General features: G+C 24.2%; 19 protein-coding genes. All 19 read left to right on the top strand.

Features of this window, described 5'->3' with window-relative positions; translation table 4 throughout:
* Nucleotides 1–24 precede the first annotated feature (24 nt).
* The 19 genes from T383_RS0102550 (at nt 25) to T383_RS0102640 (ending at nt 22,654) form a co-directional block, all read left to right on the top strand.
* On the top strand, nt 25–870 hold the full coding sequence (locus tag T383_RS0102550) for an MPN551 family DNA-binding protein (protein WP_033160114.1): 846 nt from the start codon (nt 25–27) through the stop codon (nt 868–870).
* Nucleotides 863–2,065 carry a tRNA uracil 4-sulfurtransferase ThiI gene (thiI, locus tag T383_RS0102555; protein WP_033160115.1) on the top strand — a complete coding sequence of 401 codons (1,203 nt, stop codon included), beginning with the start codon at nt 863–865 and terminating at the stop codon, nt 2,063–2,065. Before T383_RS0102550 ends, thiI begins: the two co-directional genes overlap by 8 nt.
* Complete coding sequence (locus T383_RS0102560) at nt 2,046–3,023, top strand: DHH family phosphoesterase (protein ID WP_408631966.1); 978 nt, start codon at nt 2,046–2,048, stop codon at nt 3,021–3,023. Before thiI ends, T383_RS0102560 begins: the two co-directional genes overlap by 20 nt.
* Before the next feature lie 59 nt (nt 3,024–3,082).
* A complete protein-coding gene (locus T383_RS0102565) occupies nt 3,083–3,829 on the top strand; it encodes a TrmH family RNA methyltransferase (protein WP_169735593.1) in 747 nt (248 codons plus the stop codon).
* Nucleotides 3,829–4,821 carry an RluA family pseudouridine synthase gene (locus T383_RS0102570; RefSeq protein WP_033160117.1) on the top strand — a complete coding sequence of 331 codons (993 nt, stop codon included), beginning with the start codon at nt 3,829–3,831 and terminating at the stop codon, nt 4,819–4,821. The genes T383_RS0102565 and T383_RS0102570 overlap by 1 nt, the downstream gene beginning before the upstream one ends.
* Nucleotides 4,822–5,061: 240 nt before the next feature.
* On the top strand, nt 5,062–5,337 hold the full coding sequence (locus T383_RS0102575; RefSeq protein ID WP_033160118.1) for a hypothetical protein: 276 nt from the start codon (nt 5,062–5,064) through the stop codon (nt 5,335–5,337).
* A gap of 46 nt (nt 5,338–5,383) precedes the next feature.
* Nucleotides 5,384–7,114, top strand: coding sequence for a DAK2 domain-containing protein (locus T383_RS0102580; protein ID WP_169735594.1), 1,731 nt, complete (start codon nt 5,384–5,386; stop codon nt 7,112–7,114).
* Between the two features lie 160 nt (nt 7,115–7,274).
* Complete coding sequence (plsX, locus tag T383_RS0102585; RefSeq protein WP_033160120.1) at nt 7,275–8,258, top strand: phosphate acyltransferase PlsX; 984 nt, start codon at nt 7,275–7,277, stop codon at nt 8,256–8,258.
* The gene (rnc, locus tag T383_RS0102590) at nt 8,258–9,241 is read left to right on the top strand and encodes a ribonuclease III (protein WP_052664036.1); all 984 of its coding nucleotides are present in this window, start codon (nt 8,258–8,260) and stop codon (nt 9,239–9,241) included. Before plsX ends, rnc begins: the two co-directional genes overlap by 1 nt.
* A gap of 54 nt (nt 9,242–9,295) precedes the next feature.
* Nucleotides 9,296–12,244, top strand: coding sequence for an AAA family ATPase (locus tag T383_RS0102595; protein ID WP_033160121.1), 2,949 nt, complete (start codon nt 9,296–9,298; stop codon nt 12,242–12,244).
* Between the two features lie 19 nt (nt 12,245–12,263).
* Complete coding sequence (ftsY, locus tag T383_RS0102600) at nt 12,264–13,304, top strand: signal recognition particle-docking protein FtsY (RefSeq protein ID WP_033160122.1); 1,041 nt, start codon at nt 12,264–12,266, stop codon at nt 13,302–13,304.
* Nucleotides 13,294–13,632 (top strand): helix-turn-helix domain-containing protein, encoded by a 339-nt coding sequence (locus T383_RS03775; protein ID WP_052664037.1) that lies wholly within the window; start codon nt 13,294–13,296, stop codon nt 13,630–13,632. The genes ftsY and T383_RS03775 overlap by 11 nt, the downstream gene beginning before the upstream one ends.
* Nucleotides 13,633–13,847: 215 nt before the next feature.
* The gene (locus T383_RS0102610; protein WP_033160123.1) at nt 13,848–14,516 is read left to right on the top strand and encodes a hypothetical protein; all 669 of its coding nucleotides are present in this window, start codon (nt 13,848–13,850) and stop codon (nt 14,514–14,516) included.
* A gap of 366 nt (nt 14,517–14,882) precedes the next feature.
* Nucleotides 14,883–16,469 carry a hypothetical protein gene (locus T383_RS0102615; protein WP_033160124.1) on the top strand — a complete coding sequence of 529 codons (1,587 nt, stop codon included), beginning with the start codon at nt 14,883–14,885 and terminating at the stop codon, nt 16,467–16,469.
* Between the two features lie 312 nt (nt 16,470–16,781).
* On the top strand, nt 16,782–18,548 hold the full coding sequence (locus tag T383_RS0102620; protein ID WP_033160125.1) for a thiamine pyrophosphate-dependent enzyme: 1,767 nt from the start codon (nt 16,782–16,784) through the stop codon (nt 18,546–18,548).
* Between the two features lie 9 nt (nt 18,549–18,557).
* Nucleotides 18,558–18,779 (top strand): YneF family protein, encoded by a 222-nt coding sequence (locus tag T383_RS0102625; RefSeq protein WP_033160126.1) that lies wholly within the window; start codon nt 18,558–18,560, stop codon nt 18,777–18,779.
* A gap of 5 nt (nt 18,780–18,784) precedes the next feature.
* On the top strand, nt 18,785–19,336 hold the full coding sequence (gene yihA / locus T383_RS0102630; RefSeq protein ID WP_033160127.1) for a ribosome biogenesis GTP-binding protein YihA/YsxC: 552 nt from the start codon (nt 18,785–18,787) through the stop codon (nt 19,334–19,336).
* Between the two features lie 4 nt (nt 19,337–19,340).
* A complete protein-coding gene (valS, locus tag T383_RS0102635; RefSeq protein ID WP_052664038.1) occupies nt 19,341–21,974 on the top strand; it encodes a valine--tRNA ligase in 2,634 nt (877 codons plus the stop codon).
* 41 nt (nt 21,975–22,015) lie between these two features.
* The gene (locus tag T383_RS0102640) at nt 22,016–22,654 is read left to right on the top strand and encodes a hypothetical protein (protein ID WP_033160128.1); all 639 of its coding nucleotides are present in this window, start codon (nt 22,016–22,018) and stop codon (nt 22,652–22,654) included.

A 22,654-nucleotide genomic window follows, 5' to 3' on the forward strand; every position in this document is an offset into this window, starting at 1 on the left:
GACAAAAATTTAAATACCTAATGTATGCCATTTATTAAAAAATTTTTAAAAGATTTTTATATCAAAGACAATAGAATATATTTGTCCAATGAATTTTTAAATGAAAACCGTCATAATTTTAAAAAAATTACTGGAAGTAGATTTTGCAATATTTTAGGATTAAGTAAATACAATACCCCTGTTCAGACTTGAGCTAGTATGGTAAACATTTATAAAGATGAAATAGACCCAATGTTAGCAAAAACTGGCAATTATATTGAACCTAAAATTCGTGACTATGCTTCTAGAAAATTAAATGTAAATTTCATTTCTTATGATCCAATAAAAATTAAATGAGATAAATTTCCTGATAACCCTATTTATGGAGGGATTCCTGATGGAGAACCAGTGGATGACAATGGTAATTTATATTATCCCAATTATCCTATGCTGGAGATTAAAACATCATCAATTGATCGTTTAGTATATGAAAAAATTGATGGTTCATTACAAATGACTTTAGATAAAAATGGTTATCCATTGGTAAAAAAACGTTTTGGTAAATTTGAAGAATGATTTGAAAATGGAAAAATTGTTGTAAAAACTGAATATAAATTTCAATTAGGTTTGTATTTGTATTTGAGAAAAATTAATAAAGGATTATTTGCAATTTGTTTTTTAGAAACTAGTGACTATGTTGAACCAGAAAAATTTGATATATCAAATCGCAAAATTTATTTTGTTGAAATGCATTTAACAGAAAACAAAATAAAACCTTTTATAGAAAATGGTATTAAATGATATGAAGATTATATTTATACAGGTTTTAGTCCCCAGTTAACTAGTAAAGATATTGAATGATTAAGAGAGTGCCTTCCAAATTATGAATAAATTATTTTTAAAATGTATTATTTTGATTAGATATGGTGAATTAACATTAAAAGGTAAAAATAGATCAAGTTTTGTTAATTTGCTTGCAAAAAATATTAGAAAAGCATTATGTAATTTTAATTTTAATTTAAAAATTAAATATGATTCTATGGAAATTGATGACTTTAATCAAAATGAAATTCGAGAAATTATCAATATTCTTACAAAAATTCCAGGTATTAGTGTTATCAATATTGGATATAAGTTATCACTTGATTTAGATTTATTAAGTCAGATTGTTTTATCTAATTTAAATGAGAATCTTTCATTTAAATTAGAGTGCTCTCGTAAAGATAAATCTTATCACCTAACTTCACTTGAGATAATAAAAAAAATAGTAGCATTTGTTCTAAAGAAAAAACAATTTTTAAAAGTTGATCTACATAATCCTCAGCAAAAAATATTTATTGAAGTTTATAAAAATTATTTTTTGATTTTTGTTCAGAAAATTTCTGGAGCATGTGGTTTACCAGTAGGAACTAGTGGCAAAGTTCTTGTTCTTTTATCCGGTGGTATTGATAGTCCAGTCGCTGCTTATACATTGATGAATCGTGGTATGAAAGTTGACTTTTTAACATTTATAACTCCGCCTCATACAACTGAATTAATTTTAGATAAAGTTAAAAAATTAACACAAATTATTACTAACAATGGGTTACTTTGTGATTCAAAATTATATGTTGTAAACTTTTCAAAGGTTATTAGAGAATTAAATCATATTGATCCTGAAAGTTACAAAATTGTAATGTTACGCCGTTATTTTTTAAAATTTGCAGAGATTTTAACAAATAGGGATAATTTTGATGCAATTTCCACAGGCGAGTCACTAGGTCAAGTTGCTTCACAAACAATCGCTAGTTTAAAAACAATTTCTAGTGCAACGCCAAATTTATTAATTTTAAGACCTTTAATTGGAATGGACAAAAATAAAATTATTGAAATTGCAAAAAAAATTAAAACATATGATACTTCTATTTTGCCTTATGATGATACTTGTTCTTTATTTGTGCCAAAAAATCCAATAACAATGCCTAAAAAAAATATTGCAGACAAAATTGATCAAGAATTTAATTACATTGATATACTTATAAGCAAGTTAGATCATAATGATATAGAAATCATAAAGGTGCAAGAAATTGATCGAACAAGAAATTAAAATACAAAATCACATTCTAAGTCTTGTTAAGGGATTTAATAATATTACTTTGTTTGTTCATGAAAGACCTGATTTTGATGCATTAGGTTCAGCATATGCTTTTAAAGAATTTTTAAAAGAATATTTTCCAGACAAAAAAGCTTATGTTATGGGGACATACAAGTTGGATGATTCTTTTGGTTCTGACATTTTTCCATTTGAAAAAGAAGATATTGATGAAAATTTTTTAAAATCATCATTAGGCATTATTTTTGATACAGCTAACACTGCAAGAATTTTGACAGGAAAGCACAAAGAAACTAAAAAATTAATTCGTTTTGATCATCATCCAAAGATTGAAGAAATTGGTGATATTGATTGAGTTGATCCAACATTTTCTTCAACTTCAGAAATGATTGGTACATTTTTAGAAGCTTTAAATTTCAAATTAACACCAACAATTGCTAAATACATTTATGCAGGCATTCTTACTGATACTGGCCGCTTTTTATATTTATCTTCAACTCCAAATACTTTTAGAATTACATCTAATTTAATACAAACAGGATTTAATCGGATGGTTATTCATGATGCAATTTACAACAAACCTATTTTTGAACATCATTATCATTTTTACACTTTAAAGCATGCAAAACTTACACCAAATGGTTTAGCATATGTTTTGTTGCCAAAAAATTCACATCGTCGTTTTGGAATCAGTTACCCAGTTACTATGGTTCATGCTTTAAACAACATCAAGGATGTTAAAATTTGGACTGCATTATATTATGATAATGATTCAGGTAAATGAAAAGGATCTATCAGAAGCAGAGATATTCCGATTAATCATTTTGCTTCAATGTTCAATGGTGGTGGACATAAATTTGCCTCTGGATTTAGTTTAGATAATAAAAAGGATTTTAAAAAAATTGTTGAGTTATTAGACAATTATTTGAAATCTATAAATAGTGCTAATTAATTATGTTGAAGTTTCATGTAATAAATTCATCATCCAATTTAATCTTTAAGGATTTAAAATTGTTTGTTAAAAATGGTGTTAATAAAAATTACAATGAACTTTTTTGTGTAGCTGGTTTTAAAAACAATTTAGTTGCTTTGCAAAATAAAATACAACCTCATACAATATTTTTTTCTTCTGATATTAATAATAAAGATTTTAATCAACTAAAAGTTTTAACTAAAAATTGAAAAATTCGATGAATTCAATTGCATTCTAAATTAGTTGATAAATTAAATGATTTTGGTATGGGTAATGATATTTTTATTTACTATCCAAAAACAATATTTACAAAGCAATCATTTATTTTAAACAACAACTTTAATTATGTTTTGTGCGACCACATTCAACATCCAGACAATTTAGGTTCTATTATTAGAAATGCTGCCGCTTTTAATATTAAAGGCATTTTTTTATGAAATTGCGCTTCAATTTATAGTGTAAAAGTAATTAGATCTAGTGCTGGTAATGTATTTAATGTATTTATTTCTATTATTAATAAGATAGATGAATTAATTGAAGCATTAAAATCTAAAAATATTCAATTAGTTGGCTTAGAAAATACTTCTAAATCAGAACATTTTGTTGATGTAATTTTTAGAAAAAAAAATGGTAATTTGTTTATTTTAGGAAACGAAGGTCATGGTATAAGTAATTTTTTATTAAATTCTTTAGATGTATCTTGCAAAATTCCAATTAATGAAAAGGTTGATTCATTAAATGTTGCTGCAACTAGTGCTATACTATTTCACGAGCTAAGTAAATAATGCTACAAACAATTATTGTTTCTGAAAATGAAGGAATTCAAAGAATTGAGAATTTTTTGTTAAAAAAATTTGATTCATTATCACGATCTAAAGTATTTAAATTATTGAGATTAAAAGAAATTAAAGTAAATGGAATGAAAATTAATCAAGGATTTAAAATTCAACCAGGTGATGTAATTAATGTTTGATTCCCTAAAAATTTTGAAATAAATTTAAATGACAAAAAAATTAAAAATTCTTTAAATATTAAAGGTAATTTAAATATTCTTTATGAAGATAAGAATTTAATAATTATTGACAAAAAAGTAGGAATTCCTTGCCAACCAATTCCATCTAGTTGTAAAGCTTCAATACAAGAATTGTTATTAAAACATATGATTTTAAAAAATAATTGATTTAAAGATCAGGCATTTACTCCAAGTATTTGTAATCGATTAGATACAAACACAGTTGGTCTTGTTGTTGCAGCCAAAAACGGTTCAGCTTTGCAGGAATTAAATGCAATTTTTAAAAAAAGACATATTAGCAAATACTACCATTCATTAGTGTTTGGTATTTTTGAAAAAAAAATAAATACTGAAACTGCTTATTTATTAAAAGATTCAAAACATAAATTAGTAAAAATTAATTCAAATAAATTAAGTAATAATTATTTGTCAATTGTTACTAAATATCACGTAATAAATGAATTTAAATTTGAAAATGTTAATATGTCTTTATTGGATGTTGAATTAATTACTGGTAGAACACATCAAATTCGCGCGCATTTTAGTTATCTTGGTCATCCAGTAGTTGGTGATCATAAATATGGTTTAAATAATTTTCATGAAGAAAATAAGAATTTTAAATATCAAGCATTGCATGCATATAAAATTAAGTTTGCTGATTTAAATAATTTAAATTATCCAACATTAAATTACTTATCAAATAAGGAATTTCATTCAAAAGAAAAACCTTGATTTATAAACTACATTAATTCAATTAAGCAATAATTTATTTTTAAAATATTGATTGAAAAATATTATGTATTTAGTAAATTACATACTAGTTTTTAAACTTAATTAAGTAAATATATTTATAGAATAAACTATTGTTAGATATTCAAAAAATAGCATGCTAGCATAAATTTCATGTCATTTTATTTTATAATAATTTTAAATAAATTTAATGTTGCTATGTTTTTTATAATCTATCGCTATTTTAGTTTAAAAAACATTTAAGGGATTAAAGTTATGAAAACTGAATTTAGTGATAAAGTTATTAAAGAGTATTTGATAGAAGCTTTAAAATATGTACCTGGAATAAGTAACCCAGTTTCACAAGATCAAATACAAATTAATAATAATGTAGTTTCTATAAACATAGCGTGTTTACCAAATGTTCACTATAGAGAAGTTTCTTTAATGGCGCAAAGAACTGTTTATTATGGTTTGTTTAGAGAAACCGATGGTAAGAAGTTTATTGTAAACATATTAATTTCTTCAATAGAAGAACCTAATCACACTTAAATAAGGAATTGCTTTTTTTATTCACATGGAAACGTTAAATATAAAAATGCTCTTGAAAATGTTTGAATTTGGGGCTAAAAAAGTAAGTGATAATTTTGAATATATAAATCAATTAAATGTTTTTCCTGTGCCAGATGGGGATACAGGAACAAATATGAAAATAACTATAAATAGTGCTTTTTTATCTATTAAGAATAATAGTGAATTGTCAGATTTGTCATCTTTAGGAAAAGCATATGCTCGTGCTACATTAATGAATGCACGTGGTAATTCTGGCGTAATTTTTAGTCAAATAATTAAAGGATTTACAAAACCATTTCCTGAAAATGAAGTGGAATTAAATATCCCTACATTAATTGAGTGTTTTAATACTGCAAAAGAAATTGCTTACAAATCTGTTGTTCAACCAGTAGAAGGAACAATTTTAACAGTAATAAGAAAAATTAGTGAATTTATAACACAAAAATCAGATACCTATAAACAAATTGGTGATTTGTTTAAAGACATTATTGAGGAAGGAAATAAAACATTACTAGATACACCTAACATTTTGCCCGAATTGAAACATGCAGGTGTTGTTGATTCAGGTGGATATGGACTAATGCAATTTTTAGAGGGAATGCAATTAGCTTTAACAGGAAATAATGAATTAATAAATAATAACTTACAATCAAATACAATTCGTCTTATTGATGGAGTTGGTAATAATAACACAATTTCATTAAAATATAATCCTGATAGTGATATAGAGCATGAAGAAGATGGGCATGGTTATTGTACTGAATTTTTACTTTTTTTAGGATTAAAGTCTGATGAATCTCAAAAAAAATTTTTATTTTCAGAAAGTCGCTTGAGAAAAGAAATTGATCGTTTTACAAATTCAGTTGTTTTAGTAACAGATTTAGATGAAAAAATTGTTAAATTGCATGCACATACTCTAGAACCTGAGAAGGTTCTTGCAATTGGTAGAAGATATGGTGAATTTATCAAAATTAAAATTGATAATATGAATCTCCAAGTCCGTAGTCGAAATAAACAAAGTAAAGATGATTTAAATTTTGATAATTTTAATACCCATGAAATCCCTGATAACAACTCTTTAAGTGAATCAATTAAAATTATTGCAACAGCACCTTCAAATACTTTGGGCGAGATGATCAAAGAGAATTATAATGTAACTGAATATATTGATACAAGTGTTTATGGCAATCCATCTATTGGTCATCTTGTTAAGACAATTAAAAAATGTCAATCTAAAAATGTAATAATTGTTATTGATGATCGTAATATTGCTTTAGCAGCTAAAGAGGCAATTTCTAGTTTAAAAAATTACATTAAATGTGAATTGATTATTGGTCGTAACTTTGTGGAGTTAATGGCAGCTCTTTCAGCATTTATTCCTGAAAATAACAATATTCGTAGTAATGTTAAAACAATGATGTATGTGATGGGTAATACTGTTTCAGCTACATTTTCGCAATCAGTTAAAAATGCTAAATATCCTCACATTACAGTAAGAAAAGATGATTATATAGGAATTATAGATGGAAAGATTGTTTCATCTGAAAGTGAAATTTTACTTTCAATTGATAAAACTATTAATCAATTGATTAAACGGATTAAGAAACCAGAATTAGTTATTATTATTTATGGTTCTAATGTTAAGATTAATGAAGTGCGTCAAGTAGAAAAAATTATTAGTAAAAAATACGGAATTTATTGCGAGTCTATTAGTGGAGGTCAAAAAATTTATTCTTATTTTATCGGTATTCAATAGTCTTTTAATTTATTTTGTTTAAAATTAAAATTAATTGTTAAAATCAATGTAAGAAAAGTTTTAGTTTTTTTTAAAAATAGTATTATTTTTAGTCAAAATATATTTTTAAAAAAAGTTTTAAATTTTTTAATTTTTGAATAAAGTTTGAATAAATTATTATATGAAAAATTTTACCATTGCTCTTGATTGCATGGGTTTTGAGTCTGATCCAAAAGAAGCAATCATTGCAGCCATTAAGTTTAATGCTTTGAATCCTAATATTCGTTTTATGTTGTTTGGTTCTAAAAAAATTATTAAACCCTATATTGAAAACAATCAATATATTAGCTGTGTAGACACAACAGAAATTATTGAAATGGATGATACTCCAATATCTGCAAGAAAAAAAACTAATAGTTCTATGTACAGAGCTATTAAATGTGTTGTTGATGGCGAAGCAGATGCAGTTTTATCTGCTGGTTCTAGTGGCGTTTATACTACATTGTGTTATAGTATGATTGGTAAAATTTCTTCTAAAGTTAAACCTGGTTTTATGTCTTGAGTGCCAACAATAGATAAAAACGGGTTTTATTTTTTAGATGTTGGAGCTAATAAAGAATTTAGTGGATCTGAATTATATAATTTAGGTTTAATGGCAAATACATTTGTAAAAATATGTACTAATAAAACTAATCCAAGAATAGGTTTGTTAAATATTGGTAGTGAAGATTTTAAAGGTTTTGCTTATCATCAAGAAGCTAATAAATTATTTAAAGAAAATAATTCTGTTAACTATGTTGGTTTTATTGAACCACGTTATTTAATTGAAGGTATATGTGACATTCTTGTTTCTGATGGGTATAGCGGTAATTTAGTCCTTAAATCACTTGAAGGTTCTTTTAAAACAATGGGTAAAATTTTAAAAAAATCATATAAGCGCAATTTATTAGCAGCATTATTTAGTCTAGGTATTATAAAAAATATAACAGAAACTTTTGATTATAAAAATAATGCAGGGGCTTTGATTCTTGGTTTAAATAAAATTGCAATGAAAACCCATGGATCAGCAGATTTTAAACAATTTTTTAGTTCATTAAGAATGACAAGAGATATGTTAAATACTAACCTTATTAATAAACTAGAAGAAATGAAAGAGTTAATATAGTGCATAATAATTTAAAAAAACATTTGAATTCTTTTAATGATAAAAAAGATAAATTCACAACTAATAAAAGTAAATTCAAAAATATTGCAGAGATTAAATTATCAAATAAAGATATTCTCAATGTATATAATCTTTGTAAAAAAAAGTATACAAATGAAAATTCTAAAAAAATTTCACATGAACTCAAAGCTAATTTACCTGATTGAGCAATTGTAAATAGTTTAAATATAAAAAAAAGAAAAAATATTAGTAATAAAAATAATGAAGTTTATGCTGATTCTGAGAGAAATGTTAGTGATTTATTAAAAGAATTAAAAATTAAACCTAATAACATTAATTTTTATATAGATGCATTAACTCATAGTTCATATAGCAATGAAAATAATTTAAAAACTAATTACCAACGATTAGAATTTTTAGGTGATGCTGTTTTAAATAAATTAGTTGCAATTTTTTTGTTTAGTATTTCAGATGATGATGAAGGGAAAATGACTAAAGATAGGATTTCTATTATTCAAGCAAAAACGCTTGTACGAGCTTCATTAGATTTAAATTTAGGATATTATGTTCGTGTAGGTCGAGGTTTGCACAAGCGACCTATAAGTGAAAAAATTTTAGAGGATATATTTGAATCATTTATAGGAGCTGTTTATTTAGATCAGGATGAAAAAAAAGTAAATTCTATTTTATTTAGAACTATTTTTAAATATTATTTAAATGATGATTTGAAAGAAACAATTGATTATAAAACTAAATTTCAAGAAGCAGTTCAAGAACACGGAAAGCATAAAAAAATTATTTATCGTCAAATTGATAAAAATAATAAAAAAACTACTTCTAATTTATTTGAGGTTGAATTAATATACAATGGTATTATTTATGGTCGTGGTACTGGTTTAAAATTACATGATGCTGAAGTTGCTGCAGCAAAAAAAGCTTGTGAAAAAATTAGTAATAATTCTTTTCTTAAAGATAGTGAATAATCAAATTTATAATATTCAAGATGTTTATTATTTAATGGTAGGGTCAACTAATCTATGATTTTTTTAAAAAGTTTTCGTGCTAATGGTTTTAAATCTTATGCTGAAAATGTTGAATTAGTTTTTGACAAGCCATTAACTGGGATTGTTGGACCTAATGGTGCAGGAAAATCTAATGTTGTTGATGCATTGAAATGAGTTCTTGGTGAGCGTTCAATCAAACAATTACGTGGTAAAAGTGCAGATGATGTTATTTTCTTCGGTTCAAAAGATAGACCAGCAAGTAAATTCGCTGAAGTGACTTTAGTTTTTGATAATTCGTTAAAAAAATTACATGATAAAAGAAAAGAATTAGCGATTACTAGAAGAGTACATCGTGGGAGTGGTATTAGTGAGTATTTTATCAATAATCAACCATCAACTCTTAAAGAAATTACTGATATTTTTTTAGATACTGGTTTAGCACGTGGTTCATTAGGAATAATATCACAAGGAACTGTTTCATGATTTGTTGAAGCAAAACCTGAAGATCGTCGTAAAATTTTTGAAGAAGCAGCAGGCATTGGACGTTATTCCAAGAAAAAAGAAGATGCAATTAGACAATTAGAAAGAACAAGTGACAATTTGCGTCAAGTTACAGTAATTGTTAATGAACTTTCAAGGGATTTGAAAAAATTAGGTGTTCAAGCTGAAAAAGCAAAAAATTATGCAGAGGCATACCAAGAATTAAAAGAATTAGATTTAATTATTTCAGTTCGTGATTATTTACGCAACAAACAAGAGTTTGATAAAGCAAAAAAAAATATTCATGAAATTACTTCAAATTTTGAAAAGTATGAACCAGAAGCTAAAGATTGTGAAGAAAAATTAGAAATTGCTAAGGACCGATTTGAAACTGCAGATAAAAATATTTCAATTATTCAAGATGAACTTCAAAATTTATATTCAGAAATTAGTCAATTAGAACAACGTAAAGTAATTGTTGATGTTCGATTAAAAAATGATTTATCTTCTAAAAATGAGGAAACTAAATCAAAAGCATTAAAACAAGTAATTAAAAGTTCAGAAACACAATTGTCACAATATGCAAAAGCAATAAAAAAAATTGATGATGATCTTCAAGATTTAAATAATAATTATCAAGAGTTAAATCAAAAAATAGTTAACTTTCGTGAAAACAATTTGTCATTAACTAATGATTATTATCGTAAAACTGCTGAACTAGAATTTTTAATCAAGCAAAAAGAAATTGAATTAGAACGTGAAGTTGGTGTAAAAACTATTTTAAACAACAAACTTGCACTTTCAGGAATTATTGATTTAGTTCAAAATTGCATTAGTGTGGAAAAAGAATATGAAAAAGCAATTTCTATTGCGTTGGGTCGGGCAGCAAATAACATTATTGTTAATACAAACAATGATGCAAAAAAAGCAGTAGAATTTTTGAAAAATAATCGCTCTGGTATGGCAACTTTTTTGCCATTAGAAAACATTAAAGCTCGTTTTGTAAAAGATGACCATTATGAAATTTTGAATCAAATTGATGGTTTTTTAGGTTCAGCTGATACTTTAGTTTCAACTGATGATGAGTTTACTATTATTGTTAAATATTTAATGGGTCAAATTTTAATTGCAAAGGATTTAGATGCTGCTTTTAAAATTTCTCGTTTTACATATCAACTTTATCGAGTGATAACATTAGATGGGGATGTTGTTTCAGCAGGTGGTGCCATAACTGGTGGATATCGTAATGTACAAGCAACTTTTCTGAACACAGAAAAAAAGATTAGTAGTTTGCAACAAGAAGTGGATCAGCTAAATACTGAAATTAAAACTCTTAATTCAGAAATTGATAAATTGATTTTATTATCTACTGATTTAGAAAATAAAATTAATGAACGAAAAATGTCATTTCAACGATACAATGATTTGATATCTAGTCTACAAAAACAAATTGATCAATATAAAATTGAATATGAACAACTTACAAATAAAACATATGATGGCAAAAATGTTGTTTGAGATGAAAATAAAATCAATATTAGTTTAAATGAACTTTTAATTAAAAAAGAAAATCTTAATGAAGATTTACGTCTAAATCAAGAAACTAAAAGTATGTATCGAATCCAAATTGAAAATTTATCATCTCGGCTTAATGAAATTCGTGGCATTTTAGATGAAGATAAAACAAAATTAGTTAATTTTAATGAAACTTCTGTTCGTAATGAAAATGCAATGGAAAATATTAAAAACAAAATTAATGAATACTATAAATTAGCAATTGAGTTTGTGGTTGAAAATTATCAAAAAGAATTGCCTATGCCAGAAAATCAAGTTCGCTTAAAAATTGCTAAGTTGCAATCCCAACTTGATAATTTAGGTCCAGTAAATATTGATGCTATTTCAGAACTGGAAGAAAAACAAAAGCGTTATGATGAATTATCCAGTCAACAGCAAGAATTATTAACTGCAAAAGAACAAGTTCAAATTGCTATTAATGAACTTGATGATAAGGCTCGAATTGATTTTTCAACTTTAGTTAATAAATTAAATGAAGAATTACCTAAAACTTTTTATTATTTATTTGGTGGCGGTTCATGCCAAATAAGATATACTGATTCTGAAGATGTTTTAACAACTGGTATTGAAGTTTATGCTAATCCTCCAGGCAAAAATGTTGGTAATTTAATGTTATTATCTGGTGGTGAAAAAACTTTAGTTGCTTTGTCAGTTTTATTTAGTATCTTGAAAATTAGTGCTTTTCCATTAGTTATTTTGGATGAAGCAGAAAGTGCACTTGATCCAGCAAATGTTGAACGATTTGCTAATATTATTCGTCAGTCTTGTGATAACACGCAGTTTTTAGTTATTACACACCGTCAAGGAACAATGACAAAATGTGATCGTTTGTTAGGGGCAACAATGCAAACAAAAGGTGTAACAAAAATGTTATCTGTTACTTTGGAGCAAGCAGAAAATTATGTTTCTGAAACTACAAATGATTAACTATTATTAAGGTTTAATTATGGGTTTTTTTGATAAGTTATTTGATAAATTGAAAAAGCGTTCCAGTGTTGTTGAACAAATCAAAAATCAAAATGAAAATAATAGAGTTTTTAATAGTGACCAAACTAATTATGATGCTGGTCTAAAAAAATCTTCTTTTTCATTTGCAAATGCTATAAATTCATTATCAAAAAATTATGTAAAAATTAATGATGAATATTTTGATAATTTAATTGATATTTTTATTTCAATGGATATTGGGTATAGTTCAAGTGAAAAAATTGTAAAAGCAATTAAAGAAGAAGTTCAATATCAAAGAATAAGTGATCCGAATCTAATTAAAGAAATAATTATAGATAAACTCTTTGTTTATTATATTCAAGATTCTTCTTTAGACACTGCTTTAAATTTTGAACTTAACCGGCCAAATATTTTTTTAATGATAGGAGTTAATGGTGTTGGGAAAACTACAACAATAGCAAAAATTGCTGCTCGCTATAAAAAGATGAATTATAAGATTTTATTAGTTGCTGGTGATACTTTTAGAGCAGGCGCTGTTGAACAATTAAAAGTTTGAGCTGAAAAAACTAATTGTGATATCTTATTGCCAGAGAATGATAAACAAGACCCTGCAACAGTTATTTATCGTGGAGTTAAAAAAGGAATAGATGAAAATTACGATTTAATTATTTGTGATACTTCTGGTAGATTGGAAAATAAAATTAACTTAATGAATGAATTAAAAAAGATTTCAAATGTCATTAAAAAATTTATTTCTGATGCTCCACACGAAACTTTATTAGTTTTAGATGCAACAACAGGACAGTCAGGTTTAAATCAGGCCAAAACTTTTAGTGAACTTATACCTATAAGTGGTATTGTACTTACCAAACTAGATAGCTCTTCTAAAGGTGGTATAATTTTAGCAATTAAAGATCTTTTTAATGTACCAGTAAAATTAATAGGTCTTGGTGAAAAAATTGATGATTTAGCTAATTTTGATTTGGAAAAATATATTTTGGGTATAACCTCAAATTTAGGAATAATTAATGCCAATTAAAAAAGAAAGTCCTGAAATTATAAAAAATGTAATTGAATTGCTTGAATTATTAGCATTTTATTCACCATTACTTAAAGAAAAACAAATCAAATACTTTAAATGCTATTATGAAAATAATTGGTCCTATGCTGAAATTTCAGCTTTTTTTAAAGTTTCAAGAGCTACAGTTTGTGAAAGTATTACTCAAACTAGAAGTAGTTTAAGAAAATATGAAAAACATTTGCAATTACTTAAAAAACATAAAAAGCGTTTATATGAATTTCAAAAAATTAAAAATAAAAAAATAAAAAATAGATTAATTAATTTTGAAAACAAAAATTTATTTTAATTTTTGATTTTTTTTGCAAGAGAAAAATAGTTTATTTGTTTTTAAATAAAAATGTATTATATTAGGAGTTATTAATGTTATTAATTTAATAAATGCTTAAAATTTCCTTAGTTTTGCTTTATTATATTTAGGTAATTGATATGACATTAGTTGTTAATGGTTTGTAAAAGTATAAAATTTTTTAATTAATAAATGAGTAATTTTAAAGTAAAAATATGTTAAATTTAGTTTTAATTAGTTTAGATGAATTTATTTTTAAAAAAACTAATTTATTTAATCAAATTATTAAAGAAATTGCTATAAAATTTAATTTTGAAATTAATGAAAAATTACAGAACAAATTAAATAATATTTTCATTCAAGATATAGATATTTATGATTCATTGATTAAAGAACTAAGTAAAGAATGAAAAATAGATGATGAAAAATTAGCACAAATTTTTATAGACATTGGCAATAAATTATTGTCTACAAATAAATTTAAATTACCATTAAATTGATTAAATACCTTTAATGATTTAACATCCCATCAAATTAAAATTGGTTTAATAAGTATTTTTTCTATTTCAAATAATATATTTCAGAATTATGAAAATAAAAATTTTGATAAATTTTTTATTCAAATTAATAATAATGATATTGATGAAGCAAAAGATAAAATATTGAATTTTATTTCTAATCAAATATGTCAGCCTTCAGAAACTTTGCTCATCACAAATAAAGATTTTTTATTTGAAGTTGCAATTCAAATTGATGTAAAAGTTTTTTCAACTTTAGATAATGTTTCTAAAAATTTTGTTAAAACAAATCAAATTATTTGTATTAATTCTGAACCAAATGCAGAATCTTGAATTTATGATTTCCAAGATGATGCTGATAAATAAATTTAGTGTGAATATTTTTAATTAGAATTCAAAACACACAAAAATACAATATTTACATACAAATAATATAAGTAAATTTGAGTTAGTTAATTCTTATATTATTAAGTTTTTTCTATTTTTTGTCATAAATTCATTATCTAGACAAACATTAATAATTAAACTTTATTTATTAATAAATGTATAAAAAAATGTTTTAATTTGTTAATTAGATTTTATTAAAAATAGTCTAGCATTAAAATGCTTAACCTCAAACTAAAATTAAAAAAATCATCTAAAAATAAAATAAATATGTTTATTTTATTTCTAATAATTTATAATTTAATACCTTTTATTTTGCATTACTATTCTTGCTTAAACTAATAGGTAATGAGTGTTGCTTGTTTTAATGAAAATGAAGTGAAAAATATTATGAAAGAAAAAAAAAGAGTTTTTAAATCAGTTTGATTGTTGCCATTACTATCAATAGGTATTATTTCTGTTGGTAGTATTTCAGTAGTAGCTTGTAGTGAAAGTGTTCAAACAACTACAGATGCTGATACCACTACGAAATACTTGCCTGATGTTAAGGATTGTATAGTAATTACTTTAGATAATAATGATGTTGTTTATGGTCATGTTGAAAAATTGTTAGATAGTGATGCAGGTTTGTTGATTAATGGAAAATCATATTATTACAAGGATAACATTAAAGTAGAGCCATTTCCATTTGAACCATCTCAATATGTGTCTGTTACTTATAACAATTCTAAACATTATGGAAGCATAATTAAAATATATGATCCTTCTTATTTGTTTTTAGACAATGGCGAAAATATACCATGAAAAGATATTACTAAAATTTCACTATCAACAAAACCAACTCAAACACAATTTAAGATTGGTGATTATGTAAATGTTAAAACTAAATCTAATATTACTTATTATGGGTCTATTAGTAAAATGGATTCAAATGGTAGTGGTTTGACATTAAGTTTAAGTAATAACACATATGATATTAGTTCAAATGATATTGATAGCATAAGTTTGACACAAGCTTTTCCATTCAAAAGTGATAGTTTAGTTCAAATACAGACAACTATAGATGCATCAACAAGAATTGGGCACATTTCTAGTGAAACTAATCCTAAACAACTGATATTAACTGAAACTGTTGCTAGTAATGGAATTAGTCTTGGTAAATATGCAATTAATTGAGGTTTAATTAGCAATATTTCTCCATTTTCATCAACATCTTTGCCTTCAATTCTAGATCCATTTAATGTTGGTGATTATGTTAACATTGCAACCTATTCAAATTTACTTTATTATGGAGTAATTTCTAAAAAAAGTAATGATAGTGTTGTATTATCACAATACAATAATAATTTATCCACAATAAATGTGAGTGATATTAAAAATATTGAAAAAACAAATCAGTTTCCATTTGCAATAGGAAATTGTGTTCAAATTACATCAAAATTAAATTCAAATAAAATAAGTTGAGGTACTATTTCTAAAGTCACACCATTATACTTAGAAGTAGTAGTTAACAACACTACTACTATTGATAAATTTGTTTTTGGTTGGAACAATATTGTTGACATTAAAAGCATGCCCAATTTAACACTTAATTCATGAATAAGTTTTACAACTATTGAAGGCAAAGCTTATTATGGTTGTTTAAAACAATATAGTAGTTATGATTTAACTTTAACTTTGGGAAGTAATTCTAAAACAGTTTCTTTAAGTAATATAAAAATTAGTAGTATTAAGTTGCAAAATGAAGAATTTTCGTTAAAAATTGGCAGTAGTATTAAAATACAAACAATTATTGATGCATCAATAATAACTGGGCATGTTTCTAGTGAAACGAATCCTGAACAGTTAATATTGACTGAAACTACTTCTAGTAGTGGAATTAGTCTTGGTAAATATGCAATTAATTGAGGTGCTATTAGTAAAATTTCTTCCTAATTACCTATAGATTTATTGTATGTAAGCATAAATAGATGTAATATAAATGATATATTTTAAAAAATAAATAAAAATAAAATGCTTGTTTCTCTTGCTATAAAAATTTTATCTTTTAATAGTTAAAATTAGTTTTTTTAGTTTTTTTTGATAAAAATTAATAATGTAAATTTTTAGCAGTTTATATAAGCATTATTTTTTATGATATGTTGTAATAATCAATTTAAAATTTAGTAAAATATTGAAGAAGTATTTAGCATATTGTTTTGTTTAAATTTAGAATTTATTGCAGTTACATAAGTTTAGTCATATATAATGAAATTTAATTTTAAATTAAGTAAATATAAAAAAATTAGTTCTCTTGATTGTCAAGATATAATAAACAATTTAAGATTTTATACTATTGATAATGTTTTTTGTAATAAAAATAACCAATCAAATGTTATATTACGAAGCACACCTTTTTTTTACATTTTATTTAGAAATTATTTGACTAGTACTTTCGATAATAAACAAGCTTATTTTAATGATAATTTAGTTCTTGGAAAAAATTACGGTTCTGATTTCTTAAAATCTTTTTTACTAGCTATAAATGTAAAAGTAAAAAATGGTAATGACATATTATCTAGTTATAATATTTATGATTTTAATGATGATTCAATATGTAAAGCTTTTTCTTTTGCTGTTGGACTTTCACTAAACCAAAAACTAATAAATAAATTATTTGCAAAGAATTTATTTATTAATAAAACTTATTGTATTTTTGGACAAGAAGAATTATCTCAAGGTGCTCTTTATGAAATTTTAAGTTTTGCTGGACATCAAGAACTTAATAATTTAATTTGCATTGTTGATTTTTCTCAAATTGATAATAGTGGTTTTATAAGCAATCACACTAGTATTGATTATAAAGAATTATTAGAATCATTAGGATGAAAATATTTATTAATTAATGATGGTTCAAACATTAAATTGATAAATAAGGTTTTTGCTAAAGCTCATTCAATACACAACCAGCCTGTTTTTATAGCTGTTAATACAATTTATTATCATGGATCATCTTATGCTGGTTCAATAGAAGGTATTGGTTATAATCTTAGTTTCGAAGAATTAAATTTAATTAAAAATCGTTTTAATTACAACAAACAAAGTAATGAAATTTTAGAAATTACTAAAAATGATTTACAAAATGCACTTAATTATAGAGTCTTTAAAAGACAATGATATTATGACAATCTAATTAAATCTAATGATTTAATTAAGCATTTTTTTGTTTTAGAGAAAAGTCCTTCAAAAGAAAATATTTTTTATAAAAATTGTGATTTGATAGAAACATTAATTGAAGAAAATAGTTTAAATATTGTTTTTTTATTAGGAAATTTATTAAAAATTAATCCAAAACTATTAAAAACAAATCGTCTTATTTCTTGTGGTAGTCGATATGGTGTAATAAATAACATTATTCAAGGTCTAAAAGAAGTTAATTTGTTTAATCCAATTTTAATAACAGATTTTAATTGATTGGCTAGTTTTAATCATGTTTTAAATAGTAGTTTTATAACCAATCCTTTTATGACATTTGTAATTAATGATAAATATAAGAATTATTCTTATGATGGTATTTGAAATACTCTTTACTATTCAACTATTAGTAATTTTTTTGTATATGACATTTTTGGATTAAACAATTATTGAAATTCTTGAAGTAAAAATAAGTTTTCAAGTATTTGTTTTCTAAATGAAACTTCATTAAGAGTTAATACTTGAGAACACAAAATTCTTTTAAAAGAAGATGATTTAGATTTAAATATTCTAGCTCAAGGGTTAATAATTGATGATTTAAATAACATTGATTATTTTTTAAAAAAATTAAACATTAAATTTAATTTATATTTAATCGAAGATGACAAGTTACTTAATAAAAAAAATAATTTTAACAAAAATGTACCTTTATTGTTAATCAATATTAATGAAAATCATTGATTTAATCAAAATTTGTTGGACATAAAGAATAAAAAATATTTAGTAGAATTTAATGAAGATAGTTTTCAAAAAATATGTAAGGAAATATTATCTTTATAGGAGTTGTTTATGGAATTAGGTTTGGCATTAGGATTGGGTATCCCTTTGAGTCTAATAGCAGGTTTAGTAATTGGTTATTTTGTTTCAATGAAAATTTTTAAAAAACAATTAAAAAATAATCCTCCTATTACTGAAAATCAAATTCGAAGTATGTATGCTAAAATGGGGCGCAAACCCACTGAAGCTCAAATTCGAGAAATTATGAGATCATTTAAGCAGGATATGAAATAATAACATTGAAAAATTTTTTTATCAAAAGTGCTTTATCACTAGATCAATGTCCACAAGATTCTTTGAAAGAAATTTGTTTTATAGGTAGAAGCAATGTTGGCAAATCTAGTTTGATAAATGCAATTGCCAAAGCTAAAATTGCCAGAACTTCAAAAAAGCCTGGAATGACAAAAACTTTAAATTTTTATTTTATTAGTGGAAGTAGACTTGTTGATCTACCAGGATATGGGTATGCTAAATTAGATCATTCTAAAAAAATTATGTTAACTGATTTAATTAGTGATTATATTCAAAAACGTACTAATTTAACAACAATCTTTCACATTGTAGATGCTTGTGTGATTACTGAATATGATCAGTGAGTAAGTCAATTTATTCGTCGGTCAACAAATTTAAAATATTATGTTGTTGCAAATAAAATTGATAAATTAAATCAAAGTCAATTGTCTAATTTATCATTTAAGATAACTAATTACTTAAAAATTGGTTCAGAAAATTTAATTCTGATTAGTGCTATAAAAAATAAAAATATTAATCTAATTGTTAATAAGTTTTAAAAGTATGAGTAAAAAAGAAATAAGTAATTTTCAAAAAATTAATTTTAGTAAACCATATAATCACAAAATAATTTCTGAAGGTATTTATGATGAGTGGACAAATAAAAAATTATTTACTCCAAATTATGAAAAACCTTTATATAGTTGTGTTATGGCCCCTCCGAATTTAACAGGAATTTTACACATAGGTCATGCTTGAGAATTGAGCATAGCTGATGCTTATTTAAGAATGAAAAAAATGAATGGTTTTAATGTAAGTTGAGCGCCAGGTTATGATCATGCTGGAATATCTACACAAGTTAAATTTGAAAAATCACTAACTTCAGATGAACATAAGAAATATTTTTCCTTATCAAGAAAAGGAAAGATTAAATGAATTGAAAAATGATCTATTAAAAATAGTTCTAAAATAATTGAACAGATGAAATTAATTGGTGTTAGTTCTGATTGAGATAATTTTCATTTTACATTAGATAAGAATTCTGATATTGCAGTAAAAAAAGCATTTAAAATTTTATATGACAAAAAATTTATATATCAAGAAGAAAAAATTGTTAATTGAGATATAAATTTAAAAACTGCAATTTCTGATATTGAAGTTCAGAATAAACCAACTGAACAATACATGTATTATGTGTCTTATGAGGTTAAAAATACTAAAGAAAAATTAGTTGTTGCAACAACTAGACCTGAAACTATTTTTGTAGATTCAGCTTTATTTGTAAATCCAAATGATAAACGTTATAAGAAATATATTAATTCTGAAGCAATTAATCCATTAACAGGTGAGTTTATAAAAATTTTATCTGATTCATATGTTGATATTAAATTCGGAACTGGAGTAATGAAGTGCACGCCAGCACATGATATTAATGACTACAAGTTAGGAAAAAAATATAAATTAAGACAAAAATCTTGTATTGATTTTGATGGAAAATTAAATGAATGTGCTGGTAAATTTGCTGGTATTGATAGAATCGAAAGTCGTGAATTAATTGCAAATGAATTAAAAACTAAAAACAAGTTATTAAAAACAGAAAAAATTATTAGTAATGTTGGTTATTCAGAACGATCTAATGCAATTGTTGAACCATTACTTTCCAAACAATGATTTATTAAATTATCCTCTTTTTCATCAAAATTAAAAAAATCCATTGAATCATCACGAAATTTTAAAATTGTTCCAAAGAAATTTTTAAATCTTTTAAATCAATGATTAAATACATGTGAAGATTGATGTATATCAAGACAATTAGTATGAGGGCATCAAATTCCAGTTTGATATCATAAAAAAACTAAAAAAATATATGTTGATGTTATTCCACCTAAAGATATTAAAAATTATTATCAAGATAATGATGTTTTAGATACATGATTTTCATCATCATTGTGACCAATGATTTGCTATGGTTGACCCAAAACAGATAGTTCATTATTTAAAAATGGTTATCCCAACTCATTAATGATTATGGGATTTGATATTTTATTTTTTTGAGGCATTAGAATGATGTTTCAAGGAATGTTTCACACAAATAAACTGCCTTTTAATATTTTGTTAATTCATGGTTTAATTCGTGATAAAGATGGTAGAAAAATGTCTAAATCATTGGGTAATGTTATTGACCCAATTGAAATAATAAATAAATATGGCGCTGATGCTTTAAGAATTTATTTAACATCAAATACTTCATTAGGTGAAGATACCAATTACCAAGAAAATAAATTAAAAGAAGCATCTAATTTTTTAAACAAATTGTGAAATGCTGCTAATTATATTTTGTCATTTCTCAATAGCAATAAAATAAATAATACTTTTACTAACAAATTTGATGTAAAAGATTTAAATGAATTAGATAAATGAATTTTAATAAAATTTGACAAAACTTTAATTAAAGTGTCTAAATTATTAGATAATTTTGAGTTTAGTTTAGCTAATTTGTATCTTTATAATTTTATTTGAAATGATTTTTGTAATACTTATTTAGAATTTTGTAAACCAATTTTAAAAACGAATAATAAGAAAAACACTTTAAAAATTTTAAAGTATCTTTTTTTGCAAATTCTTCATTTGCTTCATCCATTTGCACCTTTTATTACTGATAGAATATATCAAGCACTAATTAATGATTCAAAAAAATATTTATTATCAAATGAATGACCTAAACCACTTGGGATAAAACTAAATTCTAATTTTGATAAAGTAATAGAAATTATTACCATAATTCGTAATTTTAAAAATGAAACAAAAATGCTTAATAAAGACATTTTAAAAATCGACATTGTTTCAACTAACAAAAAACTAACAAACTTATTTAAGAATTCTTCATTATATTTATCTTTAGTTGGTTGTGAATTAAAAAATGTTTTAGATAGTAAACCAATAAACTTTTCTGGCAAAAGTTTAGTTGGTAGTGATTTTGAATTGTTGATTGATAGTAAACTCTTTAACAATAAAATTGAAGAAATTTTGATGAAAAAAATTGAAAAACTTAAATTTGAGGTTGAAAGAAGCAAAAAAATATTATCTAATAAGCAATTTGTTAAAAATGCTCCAATAGAAAAGGTAAATGCAGAAAAAGATAAATTAAAAAATTATGAATTAGAATTAGAAAAAGCTTTAAAAGAATTCAAAAAATAATGTTCTTGCTATAGTAATATTTTTCTATATAATTGAGTGATATGAAAAACAATTTTGATTTTCTCATTAACAAAAAAAGTATAAAAACTAAACCAATTATTACAACTATTTTAATTTTGGTTTTTGTTTTTGTTTACTATATTATTATTTGAATTTTATTTGGTGAATTTAATTTATTAAAACTTAATTTAATTGTTTATCCTGGCATGGTCAATCCTGATAACTCAAAAGAAGTAGCTTCTTTTGCACAAATTGATTCTAGGATATATTATTTCTTATTTATTCCTGGTATTTTTTATTTTTTAGTTATTGTGTCTTTAAGATTATTTAAACAAATGGCTTGAGATACAATTCCACTTTTTTTAAGTTTTTGATTATCATGAGTTGCATTTATCTTATCAGCTGCATTGCCATCGCCATATTCCATACTAATGATTGCAGTTAGAATTATAATTGTTGGCGCAACTTTTTTTATTTTGTTTATTTGTTCTAATTTTTTGTTAAATCATTATTTTTTGAATTCAAATAAAAATTTTGATCAATTTATAGGATTTGCTGATGAAGAATTAAAAAACAAAAATTTTAATAAAAATTTCAAAACCTTATTAAGGAATAATCAAATTAAAAATTCTATTATAGACATTGATCCTCAAAATATTTTTATGAAAAAAAGTAAATAA

It is taken from the genome of Mycoplasmoides alvi ATCC 29626 (genome assembly GCF_000701785.1).
GTDB classification, from domain to species: Bacteria; Bacillota_I; Bacilli_A; order Mycoplasmatales; family Mycoplasmoidaceae; genus Mycoplasmoides; species Mycoplasmoides alvi.